The organism is Roseovarius sp. (genome assembly GCF_048262375.1).
Lineage (GTDB): Bacteria > Pseudomonadota > Alphaproteobacteria > Rhodobacterales > Rhodobacteraceae > Roseovarius.
The window spans coordinates 1-11,884 of record NZ_JBLXFE010000041.1 but is presented as its reverse complement, the minus strand read 5'-3'; the positions used below and the strand labels follow the sequence as shown (position 1 = coordinate 11,884).

General features: G+C 60.8%; 11 protein-coding genes. 7 read left to right on the top strand and 4 right to left on the bottom strand.

The window, feature by feature from the left end; all coding sequences use genetic code 11:
* The 3 genes from ACN0SW_RS19495 to ACN0SW_RS19485 form a co-directional block, all read right to left on the bottom strand.
* Window positions 1-493 (bottom strand): aldehyde dehydrogenase family protein (locus ACN0SW_RS19495; protein ID WP_417729579.1); only part of this gene is annotated, 493 nt, incomplete at its 3' end.
* 2 nt (window positions 494-495) lie between these two features.
* Window positions 496-1,404 (bottom strand): dihydrodipicolinate synthase family protein, encoded by a 909-nt coding sequence (locus ACN0SW_RS19490; RefSeq protein ID WP_417729578.1) that lies wholly within the window; start codon window positions 1,402-1,404, stop codon window positions 496-498.
* Entirely contained in the window at window positions 1,401-2,576 is a 1,176-nt protein-coding gene (locus tag ACN0SW_RS19485; RefSeq protein WP_417729577.1) for an L-rhamnonate dehydratase, read from the bottom strand. Before ACN0SW_RS19485 ends, ACN0SW_RS19490 begins: the two co-directional genes overlap by 4 nt.
* 126 nt (window positions 2,577-2,702) lie before the next feature.
* On the opposite strand from ACN0SW_RS19485, the gene ACN0SW_RS19480 reads away from it, so the two are divergent.
* The 7 genes from ACN0SW_RS19480 (at window position 2,703) to ACN0SW_RS19450 (ending at window position 11,642) form a co-directional block, all read left to right on the top strand.
* Window positions 2,703-3,653: a Bug family tripartite tricarboxylate transporter substrate binding protein gene (locus ACN0SW_RS19480; RefSeq protein ID WP_417729576.1), complete on the top strand. Its 951-nt coding sequence runs from the start codon at window positions 2,703-2,705 to the stop codon at window positions 3,651-3,653.
* A 73-nt stretch (window positions 3,654-3,726) separates the two neighbouring features.
* Complete coding sequence (locus tag ACN0SW_RS19475) at window positions 3,727-4,197, top strand: tripartite tricarboxylate transporter TctB family protein (protein ID WP_417729575.1); 471 nt, start codon at window positions 3,727-3,729, stop codon at window positions 4,195-4,197.
* Between the two features lie 11 nt (window positions 4,198-4,208).
* The gene (locus tag ACN0SW_RS19470) at window positions 4,209-5,720 is read left to right on the top strand and encodes a tripartite tricarboxylate transporter permease (RefSeq protein WP_417729574.1); all 1,512 of its coding nucleotides are present in this window, start codon (window positions 4,209-4,211) and stop codon (window positions 5,718-5,720) included.
* 56 nt (window positions 5,721-5,776) lie between these two features.
* A complete protein-coding gene (locus tag ACN0SW_RS19465) occupies window positions 5,777-6,808 on the top strand; it encodes a PdxA family dehydrogenase (protein WP_417729573.1) in 1,032 nt (343 codons plus the stop codon).
* Entirely contained in the window at window positions 6,805-8,295 is a 1,491-nt protein-coding gene (betC, locus tag ACN0SW_RS19460; RefSeq protein ID WP_417729572.1) for a choline-sulfatase, read from the top strand. The genes ACN0SW_RS19465 and betC overlap by 4 nt, the downstream gene beginning before the upstream one ends.
* Window positions 8,296-8,302: 7 nt before the next feature.
* Window positions 8,303-9,799: a sulfatase gene (locus tag ACN0SW_RS19455; RefSeq protein ID WP_417729571.1), complete on the top strand. Its 1,497-nt coding sequence runs from the start codon at window positions 8,303-8,305 to the stop codon at window positions 9,797-9,799.
* Window positions 9,800-9,836: 37 nt separating this feature from the next.
* Window positions 9,837-11,642: a SulP family inorganic anion transporter gene (locus ACN0SW_RS19450; RefSeq protein ID WP_417729570.1), complete on the top strand. Its 1,806-nt coding sequence runs from the start codon at window positions 9,837-9,839 to the stop codon at window positions 11,640-11,642.
* A gap of 7 nt (window positions 11,643-11,649) precedes the next feature.
* On the opposite strand, the gene ACN0SW_RS19445 is transcribed toward ACN0SW_RS19450, so the two are convergent.
* Window positions 11,650-11,884: hypothetical protein (locus ACN0SW_RS19445; RefSeq protein ID WP_417729569.1), on the bottom strand; the 235-nt coding region annotated here is incomplete at its 5' end.

Below are 11,884 nucleotides of genomic sequence, written 5' to 3'. Positions count from 1 at the left end.
CCGTGTCGCCACCCGCAGTCGAAAAGGCCAGGGGAAAGTTTGACGCGCCAAAGACCGCAACCGGACCAATGGGCCGATGGATCAGCCGCAGATCGGGGCGTGGCAGGGGCTGACGGTCAGGCTGCGCTGCGTCATGGCGGATGTCGAGGTAACGCTCATCTTCGATCAGGTCGGCAAACATCTTCAACTGACCGGTCGTGCGGTCCCGTTCCCCCACCAGACGCGCCTCTGGTAGGCTCGTCTCTTTCATGGCCGTGGCGGTGATTTCATCCCCAATGGCGTCAATCTCTTCGGCGACGCGGCGCAGGAAGGCCGCCCTCGCCGCCCGCGTGGTGGCCGCATAGGCGCGGAAGTCCCGGCGCGCGGCCTCTGCGGCTTCGGCGACCTGCGCCGCGCTTGCCTGTGCAAACGCCTGCCCGCCCAGATCGGTCGATGCCTCGACCGTGTCCGAGCCGACCCAGGCTCCGTCGATCAGGTTCTTGCCAAGGATCATGGTTATCTGCCCCATTTCAGGACCAGCGGGTCCAGCGGTTTCAACAGGTCGATCATCCGCTGCCGGATTGCTGGGTGCAGTGGTGGGATCGGATGGCGGCAAAATTCTGAGCGGATCACGCCGCCCTCGACCATCGCGGCCTTGCAGCTTTGCCAGCCGCACTGCCGGTTCTCATGATTGATTGCCATGGCGACGCGGCCATAGGCTTCGGTCGCGCCGTCGACATCACCGGCTTGGTACTTTTCGATGACCGGCTTGATCTGGTCGACGATCATGCCGCTGGTCATCGAACCCGTGGCCCCGGCATCCAGATCGGCAAGCAGCGTGATCGCCTCTTCGCCGTCAAAGGGCGCCTCGATGGCATCGCCGCCCTCGTCAATCAGCGCGCGAAGCTTGTTCGCCGCGCGCGGGCATTCGATCTTGAACAGGCGCACTTCTTCGATCTCTTTCGCCATGCGCACCAGCAGCGGCACCGAAAGGTCCACACCGGATATCGGCGCGTCCTGAACCATGATCGGGATGCCAACCTCGCCCACGGCGGCGAATTGCTGGAACGTCTGCTCCGGCGTGCCGCGCAGGATTGCGCCGTGATAGGGCGGCATCATCATGACAGCCGCGGCCCCCAGGTCCTTGGCAAAATGCGCGCGTTCGACTGCGATCTGGGTGGCGTAATGGCTGATCGTCACGATCACTGGCACGCGGCCCGCCACGTGTTCCAAAGACAGACGGGTCAGAACTTCTCGCTCTTCATCGGAGATCAGGAACTGTTCCGAGAAATTGGCAAGGATGCAGACGCCATCCGCGCCCTGATCTATGATGCAATCCAGCGCGCGCTTCATGCCTTCGAGGTCAAGCGTTCCGTCGTCGTTGAACGGTGTGGGCGCGACGGGCCAAATACCGGTCCAGCTCATTCGATCACCTCGAAATGCTTGATGTGCTTTTCTGTGATCTCGATCCCGAGGCCGGGCTTGTCGTCGTCCAGTTGCAGAAAGCCATCCACCGCCTCTGGGTCGCCCTCGAAGATGTAGTAGAACAGCTCATTGCCTACCTCGACGTCGAAGACCGGGAAGTACTCGGAGATCGGGCAGTTCGTGTTGGCCATCGTCAGGTGATAGTTGTGCACTTGCCCCGCATGCGGGATCACCGGGATCTGCGCGGCCTCGGCGATGGCGTTGATCTTCTGTGCTGCAGTGATGCCGCCCACGCGGTTGGTATCGTATTGCAGGACGCTGACCGCCTTCTTGCGGATCAGGTCGGCGCAACCAATGATCGAGAATTCATGCTCACCGCCGGAAATTGGCACGATGTTCATCGCGTTCAACTCGGCATAGCCTTCGACGTCATCGGCGATCACCGGCTCTTCGAGCCAGCGGGGTTCGTATTTCGCCAGTTTCGGCAGCATCCGCTTGGCGTAATCAAGGTTCCAGCCCATATAGCATTCAAGCATCAGATCGTTGTCATAGCCGATCACCTCGCGCAGGCCTTGGACCCGCTTGAGGTTCTCCCGCATGCCCTGCATGCCGTCCTTGGGGCCGTAGCCGAACCGCGATTTGTAGGCGGTATAGCCGTTCTTCATCGCCTCTTCGGCTTCTTTCTGCATCTCTTCGACCGATGCGGCGTAGAGCTTGGAATAGTAGACCGGGATCTTTTCCTTGGTGCGGCCGCCCAGCAACTTGAACACCGGCTTGCCGACCAGCTTGCCCATCAGGTCCCAGATGGCGATGTCGATGGCGCTGATCGCGGTCATGCCGATGCCCTTGCGGCCCCAGGCATGGGTGCGGCGGTACATCTTTTCCCAGATATAGGCGTAATCAAACGGATCCTCACCCACGACAAGCGGCGCGTACCAGTCGTCGATGGCCTTCTTCACAACGGTCGGCGCCAGCGCCGCGTTGCCGATTCCGATGGTGCCGTCCTCTGTTTCCACCTCGACCGTCAGCCATTGGTGGAACCGGAAAGACGCCATGGCGTCCCCCTTCATCCAAAGCGCGTCCGAGGCATTGGTGCAGAAATTGCCCTGCGGCGGGACGGTGGGGCCGGTCCAGTTCCAGACCCGTGTGCGAATGGATTTGATCTTTGTCACGAATTCTCTCTCCCGAGGCTTGATCTTGGTATACCAAAAACCGTATACCGTTTTCAGTGTCAAGGGCGAATCTCCGGCGGAGGAGACGGATCGCATCAATAGAACGGCACGCCACAGGAGGAATACATGCTTAATTTCAGACGCTTGACAGGTGCAGCACTGGGTGTTGCGCTTACTATCGCCACGTTTCCCGCGCAGGCCCAGGACTTTCCCGACGGTCCGATCGAAGTGATCAACAACTCAAAGCCCGGCGGCGGCTCTGACATCTTCCTCCGTTTCGCGACCGAAAATGCCGGCGCCCTTCTGGGGACCGACTTCATTCACCTTTCCAAGACCGGCGGCGTTGCCACGAACGCGTTGAAATACGTCGCAAGCAAGGAGGCGGATGGCCAGACGTTGTTCATCGTCAATGCCGGCACCGCCCTCACCATGATGCGCGGCAAAGGTGACCTGTCACGCGAAGACATCATCCCGCTGGTGCGCGGAACCATCGAGGCGGAATATGTCGTCGTTCAGGCGGACCGCTTTGCCGATGCGGCGGAGTTCGTGGAATACGCCAAGTCGAACCCGATCAAGCAAGCCGGGACCAAGGTTGGCGGCAACGCGCACGTCAGCGCCCTGCTGATGCGGAACGCCATCGGGATGTCGAAACAGACCTATGTGCCGTTCGAGAAATCGGGCGAAATCGTCATCAACATCATCAACGGCAACGTGGACGTGGCGTTGTTGAACTACGACGAATTCATCTCGCAGGCCGGCAAGGTCGAGGCGATTGCTGTCCTGATGCCGGAACGCACGTCCAACGCACCTGACGTGCCCACCGGGCACGAAGTGGGCATCCCGGTGGATGTCCCCAACGTTCGTGGCATCGGCGTTCGCGCCGGAACCCCAGACGCGGTTGTCGAAAAGCTTGAGGCGGCACTGCTTGAGTCGATGAATTCGGACACCTTCCTCGATTATCTCAAGGGATCAGGTCAGGGCACGTCCAGCGTGATCGGCCGTGATGCCTTCGGCAAGCAGTTCGACCAGATGTACAAGGGCTACCAATCCGTTGCCAAGGATCTGCTTGGCGGCTGATGTGCGCCGGTCGACCCTCTCACTCCCGGGGTCGACCGCCTCTGCCTTCCCCGTCTTTCGACCCAGGAAACCCATGTCAGACACACCCAAATCCTCTTTCGATCGGACGGCTCTGATAGAGTCGTTGGTCGTCATGGCCCTTGCCGCGGTCCTTTACGGCGTAACCTACACTTTTGAAAAAGTGCCGCCGTTCCTCGCGCAGGGCATTCAACCCACCGTCTTTCCCCGCGTCATCCTGATCCTCATGTTCGGCCTTGCCGTGATACAGGCGGTCAAGGCATTGCGCCTGACGCCTGCGGATCTGGCGGCCCTCAAGCCACCGAATTCAGTCCCGCCAATCGTCTTTCTGACAGCAGCCCTGCTGATCGCACTGCCGATCCTGATGTCGCTGATTGGCACCTTTCCGACCTTGGTCATCTTCATGCCCGCCCTCGCCTTTCTGTGGGGAGAGCGTCGCTGGATCCTCATGGCGCTCAGCTTTGCTGGCTTCATCGGCTTCGTCTACGCGCTGTTCCGCCTGACAATGAACGTGCCCCTGCCCTGAGGATTGATGATATGGAACCCTTTCTACTCGTCCTGCAATTCCTGGCCGATCCTTACAACCTGTTCATCATCGCCGCCGGAACGCTGGTCGGCCTGATCGTCGGGGCCCTTCCCGGGCTTGGATCTGTCATTCTGATCGCCCTGATGCTGCCGTTCGTTGTGCGGATGGACCCGACCACCGGCATCGCGCTTTGTGCCATCGTCTACTGCGCCACGACCTATGGCGGATCGATCACCGCGATCCTCATCAACACGCCCGGCACACCGGCCGCCGCGATGACAACATTTGACGGCTATCCCATGGCCCAAAAGGGAGAGGCGGGCCGCGCGCTTGGCATCGCCACCTTTTCGAGTGCCATCGGGGGCATCCTCGGCATTCTCGTGATGATCGTCGCAACGCCGCTGCTGGCCAAGGTTGCCTACCACTTTGGTCCGGCAGAGTTCTTTGCACTGGCCGTCTTCGGCATGTCGATGCTGGCCTCGATCAGCGGCAACTCGATGGTCAAGAACTTCATCGGTGGGGCCTTCGGCCTGTTGCTTGCCACCGTCGGTACTGACCTGACGACCGGGGTCGAACGGTTCACCTTTGGCGAAGAGAACCTCTACGAAGGCATTGCCGTCGTTCAGATCATGATCGGCATCTTTGCCGGCGGGGAGCTGCTGCGCCAAGCCACCCAGACCAAGGTCAAGCGCGTGCTTGTGGCCGATGGCGTGACCAAGCTGCCCTCGATGCAGGATTTCAAGGCGATCTGGAAAACCGTCCTGCGCGCCACCGGCATCGGCACCTTCATTGGCATCCTGCCCGCCGAAGGCGGCAAGGTCGCCGCGATGATCGCCTATAACGAAGAGTACCGCTGGTCCAAGAACCGCGATCAGTTCGGCAAGGGCGCCATCGAAGGACTGGCCGCACCGGAGGCCGCCAACAATGCTGCGACCGGTGGCACGATGGTTCCGACGCTTGCGCTTGGCATTCCCGGCGGCGGGTCGACCGCAATCATCCTGACCGCCATGCTGATCCTTGGCCTCCGGCCCGGACCGGCGCTGTTCGCCGAACAGCCCGATCTGTTGGCCGGGATTTTCGGTGCGATGCTGGGAGCCAACATCTGCTTCCTGGTCTACGGCATGGTCGGCGCCAAGTTCTTCAGCCGCATCACGCTGATCCCGACGACGATCCTGTGGCCCTGCGTGATCTGCCTTGCCGCCCTTGGCGCTTTCAGCCTGCAGCAAAGCATGTTCGACGTCGGCGTGATGGTCTTCTTCGCGATCTTGGGGTTCTTTTTGAACCGCCACGGATTTGCCCCGGCACCGATCGTCATGGGCCTGATCCTGGGTGAGCTGATCGAGACCTCGCTCAAGCAGTCCTACCTGATCTACGACGGCAATCTCTGGGCGATCCTTCAGCAACCCATCGCGCTTGTCTTCCTGCTGCTTTCGCTGCTTGGGCTCTGCGGGCCGCTGATTGCCAAGGCGCTTGGCGCATGGCGGCGCGGGCAGGCAGAACTGCTGACTGGGAACGACGAATGAAACGGGGCGCCGGGCAACCGGCGCACGTCTCCGAAACATACGGAAACGGAAATACCATGACTGAAACACCCGTAATCCTGTCCACCCTCGGCGATGCTGGTGGGGTCGGCCCGGAACTGGTGGCCCGCACGTTGGATCACCCTGAAATCACCACCGGCTGCAAACGCGTTATCGCGGGCCACCCCAAGGTCTTCGACATGGGCCGCGAAGTGGCCGGAGTGGTCACCGACCTGCCCCGCTTCACCGATATCGAAGCGGCCATCGACAGCCCGGATCCGGTGGTGTTCTACCACTACGAAAAGCTGCAATACGGTGACATCGAGGTTGGCGTGACCTCGGCGCAGGCCGGTCTGGCGGACTATAAGCTGGGCTGTCTTGCCGCGGATCTGTCCAAGGACGGGCTGATCGACGCGCTGGTCTGGGCGCCGGTGAACAAGGCCTCGATCCACAAGGCCGGGTATCACTACGAAGGATACAAGGCCGGCATTGCCGATTATATCGGCTTCACCGAACGGTCGACCGAGATCAACACAATCGGTCATCTCTGGACCACGCGCGTCACCTCTCACATCCCGATTTCCGCCGTTGCAGGGGCCATCAAGGAAGAGGCCATTCTTGACGTGCTGCGCTATTTCGACCGCGAATTGCGGCGCTTCGGCTATGCCAATCCGCGCATCGCCGTCTCTGGCCTGAACCCGCACAATGGCGACGAAGGCGCCTTTGGACGCGAAGAGATCGACATCATCGGCCCCGCCATCGAGAAGGCGAAAAAGCTGCAACTGAACGTTTCGGGCCCCTACCCAGCCGACACGATCTTTCTGACCGTGCAAGAGGAAGAGATCCCCGCCGTCCTGTCGATGTACCACGACCAGTGCCAGATCGCGACCAAGTTGATGGGCTTTGACGATGGCGTGACCTATTTCGGGGGGATGCCTTTCATCCTTGCCACGCCCGCCCATGGCACGGCCTTCGATATCGCGGGCAAGGGCATCGCCCGCCCTAATGCCATCCTCAAGGCGCATGAACTGGCCCGGCGCGCGGCGCTGACCGCCAAGGGACTGCCGGTCGACGAAGAGGAAGCGGTATGAGCGACAAACCCAACATCCTCTTCATTCAGGCCGACCAACTGACAGCCTTCGTTCTGTCGATGTACCGCGACGACGCGCAGGCCAAGACGCCCAACCTCGACGCGCTGGCGGCTGAGGGCGTGGTGATGGAAAACGCCTATTCCAACTCGCCCATCTGCTGCCCGGCGCGCGCTTCGCAATTCTCGGGCCGCCTACCCTCGACGCATGAGGTCTGGGGCAATGGTGCGGAATTCCGGGCCGAAATCCCGACCGTCGCGCATTTCCTGCGCTCGGCGGGCTATGAATGCGTTGTTTCGGGTAAATGCCATTTCATCGGGCCGGACCAATTGCACGGCTTTGATCGGCGGTTGACGACGGACATGTACCCCTCTGGCTTTGACTGGACGATCCCGTGGTCCTGGGGCCCGGTGCATCGCGAGGGCACATCGGTCAAAAAGCTGGCCGTCAGCGGGCTTTGCAAGACCAACAACCAGTTGCTTTATGACGCCGAGGTGCAATTCCGGTCGCTGGAATTCCTGCGCAACCGCGCGCTGGACAAGAACGAGCAACCGTTCTTCCTGCACATCTCCTACACCCAACCACACGAGGCCTATCAATCGGTGCCCGAGTTCTGGGAGCGCTACGCCGATACCGACATCGCCCTGCCCCGCATCCCCAAGGATGCGCATCCGCATCCCACGACCAAATGGCTGCACATTCATCACGGCATTGATCAGGCCCCGCCCGATGACGGCACCATCCGCCTGTCGCGCCGCGCCTATTACGCGATGATCTCGCATCTGGACGACTATCTGGGTGAGGTGATCGCAGAGCTGAAACACCTTGGCCTGTATGACGACACGGTGATCGTCTTCACCTCGGACCACGGGGACATGCTGGGCGAACGCGGGATGTGGTTCAAGCGCAGCTTTTACGAAGGCTCGATGCAGGTGCCGATGATCTGGCACAACCCAAAGCGCATCAAACCGGGGCGGCGCCGCGAATGCGTCTCGCTGGGCGATCTTTGCCCAAGTTTCGCGGAACTGGGCGGCGCCAAGGACATGTCGGACCGCTATGGCAGCGACCAGAGCAGCAGTTTCCTTGGCCTGATCATGGACAGCAGCGACAGCGTCAAGGACGAGGCCATCGCCGAATACTACGGCCCCGGGGTCATCGAACCCTGGTTGGCGATCCGTCAGGGCGACTACAAATACGCATGGACGCGCAACGCACCGGAATTGCTGTTCAACCTTGCGGATGACCCGGACGAACAGACCGACCTTTCCGAAGATCCCGCCTATGCCGAGGTCAAGGCACGGCTGAAAGAGCGGCTTCTGGGCCGCTACGATGTCGAGGCCGTGACACGACGCGCCGCCAGGGAAAAGGAAACGCGGATTTTCCTGCACGACGCGCTGTCGACCAATGGCGGCTATCACTGGGATTATCAGCCCTATTTTGATGCCACGCGCCAATACGTGCGCGGCGTGAACAAGCCGGCGACGGCATGAGGCGCCTATGACCAAGCAACCCAACATCCTCATGATCTACGCCGACCAGATGCGCTATGACTGCGCTGGGTTCTCCGGCAATCCGGACGTCAAGACTCCGCATCTTGACCGGTTGGCGAACGAAGGCGTCTGTTTCGATGAGGCCTTCACCTCTTACCCGCTTTGCACACCGTTTCGCGGATCTCTTTTGACCGGGAAATACGCGCATAAGGTCGGGCTATACTCCAACCACTTCCCGATCGACACGGATCAGCCTTCTCTGGCGCCGATCCTGAACGATCAGGGCTACAAATCCGGTTACATCGGCAAATGGCACCTCTATGGCGGGCCAAAACCGGGCTTCGTTCCACCGGGACCGGACCGCATGGGGTTTGACCATTTCGTCGGCTACAATCGCGGCCACTACTACATGGACGCGATTTTCTACCGCGACACCGATCAGCCCTATCGCTGCAAACGGTACGAACCGGACTTCCAGACCGATCACACCATCGAATTTATGGAAAGCGCCCGCGCCAAGGGCGATCCCTTCCTCGCCTATGTCTGCTTTGGCCCACCGCATTTCCCGATGGACATGCCCGAGCACTGGCGCACGATGTACGACCCCGACAAAATCACATTGCCCAAGGGTGTGCCGAACCCAGAGCTGCAAAAGCGCCGCGCGCAGGAACGCACCGCGCTGGACTTCGGTGGCGATGATAGTTTCGGTGAACGCTCCAAAGCCGACAAAATCGAAGGACAAGACCCCGAGATCGAGACCGAGGCACAAATCCGCAAGTTCGTGGCCGAGTACTTCGGCATGATTTCCAACGTGGATTTCAATGTCGGGCGGTTGCTGAACTGGCTGGATGCGCAGGGATTGGCGGAGGATACCATCGTTGTCTTCTTTTCTGATCACGGCGACATGCTGGGCCAGCACGGCAGCTATTGCGGCATCAAGCGTCAGGCCTATCGCGCCTCGGCGCAGGTGCCTTTGCTGATCCGCTATCCGGGCAGGTTCAAAGCCGGCAAGCGCGTACAATCCCTGGTCGACGTGGCCGTCGACACCATGCCCACCTTGCTGGAAACCTGCGGCGCAGAGATTCCCAATAGCGTTCAGGGAACAAGTTACCTGCCCCTTCTGCAGGGCGACGTGGATGTGCCGATCCGCGACCACGTGCAGTTCGAGCTGATGAAGGCTGATTTCGGCGGGCGCAGCGAACGGCATGTGAAACCCGAACGCGGGATCCGCACCAAGGACTGGCTCTACGTGCGGAAAAAGGATCGCCCTCTGTACCTTTTCGATCAAAACGCCGACCGGGACGAGGTGATCAACCTCGTGAACGCTCCAAGCCATGCCGCGATACAGGCCGAACTGGACGCGCGTGTGCTGAAGAACATGGCAGAAACCGGCGATGCTTGGGATCTGGAAATGGACTTCCCCTCACCGGGGTTCATGACCCACGCCGAAGGCAAGGACTATCTGGAAAACGTCGTCAAACCCGCTGCGATCGACGTGCCCTGACATCCCTGAACGCGGTCAAGTCCGCGTATGAGTACCCATGTCCAAACTGACCGAATACCTGTCCCCGCGCCGCCCCTGGTTTGGCGCGGTCAACCGGCAATCGACTCTTGCGGATGCAGCGGCGGGCCTGACCAATGCCGCCATAGTCCTGCCGCAGGGCGTGGCCTTTGCGACCATCGCCGGGCTTCCGCCGCAATACGGGCTGTTCACCGCGATGATCCCGCCGGTGATCGCCGCCTTCTACGGATCGTCGCGGGTCATGGTCTCGGGTCCAACGACGGCGATCTCGGCCGTGCTTTTTGCCTCGCTCGTGCAATTCGCGCCCGCCGGAACGCCCGCCTACGTGGAAATGGCGCTGTTGCTGACCATCATGGTTGGCCTAATCCAGTTGGCGGCTGGGTTGGCGCGGCTTGGTTCGCTGATCACCTTCGTATCGCATTCGGTGATCGTGGGGTTCACGGCAGCCGCGGCACTTTTGATCGCGTCCTCGCAACTGGCGCCCGCCTTGGGGCTGTGCGTCGAAAAGGGCGGCGGCGTGATCGAACGCCTTCTCAGGGTGGCCGAGGCCTCGGGCCAGATCGACTGGCGGGCGGCGTTCCTGTCGCTCTCCACGCTGGTCATGTTGATCTTTCTGTCCAGGCTGGGAAAACGTCTGCCCTATTACCTTTTTGCCCTCGCCGGGGGATCCTTGGTCGCCCTGTCGATTGACGCCGCCGGCAACGGGATCGCGATGTTCGCCCCCCTGCCCTCCGTCCTGCCAAGCGCCGTGCCGCCGGGGTTTGCCAATGTTCCCTTGGCAGATCTTGCCCCGGCGGCGCTGGCTATCGCCTTCATCGCCCTGCTGGAGGCGGTTTCCATTGGACGGGATTTCGCTCACCGGCGCGAAGAGCGGTACGATTCCAATCAAGAAATCGTTGGTCAAGGGCTGTCCAACCTGATCGGCGGGTTCTTTCAGTGCTACGCCGGATCGGGGTCCTTCACCCGCTCGGCGCTGAACGCCGAAAGCGGCGCGCGTACACCGCTGGCGGCGATCTTTGCTGCTGGTTTCCTGTTGGTTCTGCTGATCCTGCTGGCTCCCTTCATCACCTTCATTCCTGTGCCGGTGATGGCCGGGACGATACTGTTTGTCGCTTGGCGGCTGGTGGATTTCGCAGAAATCCGCCACATCTTAGAGGCCCGCACCAGCGATACCCTGGTCCTGTGTTTGACGCTGATCTCCGGTGTCGTGGTCGAGCTGGAATTTGCAATTGTCGTGGGCGTTGTCACCTCGCTCTTCGCCTTCCTGCGCAAAAGCGCCTCACCCCTGGTGGCCGTGTTGGCCCCTGCTGTGGTCGACGGTAGGCGCACCCTGCGCGGCGCGCGGCGCTACAACCTGCCGCAATGTCCGCAGATCCTGGTTCTACGGATCGAAGGCCCGATCTATTTTGCCTCTGTCGAGGCCATCAGCGAGCGGTTCGACCAGATTGAAACCCAATATGGCGCGCGCGCGCTGATCATCCTGTATCTCCGGGGCGTAGGGTCCATCGATCTGTCGGGCGCGGATTTCCTGATCAAGACCATCCGCACCGCTCGGAAATGCGGCGGCGATGTGCATATCGTGGCAACCTATAAGGGCGTCCTGTCGACGCTGCGCCGGACAGGTGTATTGAATATCCTCGGGGAGGCCAATCTGCACGTCAGCAAGGGGCAAGCTATTGCCGCCATCACCGGACAGGCCGACCCGGAAATGTGCCGGAGCTGCCTTAAGAGGGTGTTCAACGAATGCGCAAAACTGCCCTGTCACATCGGGCAGGAAGGCAAGGCCAGCAACGACGCACCGACGATCCCGGGTTCAGTCTCTTGACCGACGTTCAGGTCAATTTGGAAGTCGAAAATGCCGCTGTAACTAAGCGTCTCTGTAGCTGTGCCTGTGCATAATCGAACAAACTGCCTTCCCACCTAAACGCGCCCTTCGTTGCGGGCATGGGTGGAGAGAGGAGCATCTGAAGGGCAGCAAGGTTCTGGGCATAGATCTTGGATGGGCCGTGAGCAATCGTATGAAACGCGATCTGGCGATCCGGGCGCTGAAGATGACCATCACACTGC

Coding starts and splice junctions, on each gene's coding strand:
- ACN0SW_RS19455 (WP_417729571.1), top strand. CDS start 8,303: ATGACCAAGCAACCCAACATCCTCATGATCTACGCCGACCAGATGCGC.
- ACN0SW_RS19490 (WP_417729578.1), bottom strand. CDS start 1,404: ATGAGCTGGACCGGTATTTGGCCCGTCGCGCCCACACCGTTCAACGAC.
- ACN0SW_RS19475 (WP_417729575.1), top strand. CDS start 3,727: ATGTCAGACACACCCAAATCCTCTTTCGATCGGACGGCTCTGATAGAG.
- ACN0SW_RS19480 (WP_417729576.1), top strand. CDS start 2,703: ATGCTTAATTTCAGACGCTTGACAGGTGCAGCACTGGGTGTTGCGCTT.
- ACN0SW_RS19450 (WP_417729570.1), top strand. CDS start 9,837: ATGTCCAAACTGACCGAATACCTGTCCCCGCGCCGCCCCTGGTTTGGC.
- betC (WP_417729572.1), top strand. CDS start 6,805: ATGAGCGACAAACCCAACATCCTCTTCATTCAGGCCGACCAACTGACA.
- ACN0SW_RS19465 (WP_417729573.1), top strand. CDS start 5,777: ATGACTGAAACACCCGTAATCCTGTCCACCCTCGGCGATGCTGGTGGG.
- ACN0SW_RS19470 (WP_417729574.1), top strand. CDS start 4,209: ATGGAACCCTTTCTACTCGTCCTGCAATTCCTGGCCGATCCTTACAAC.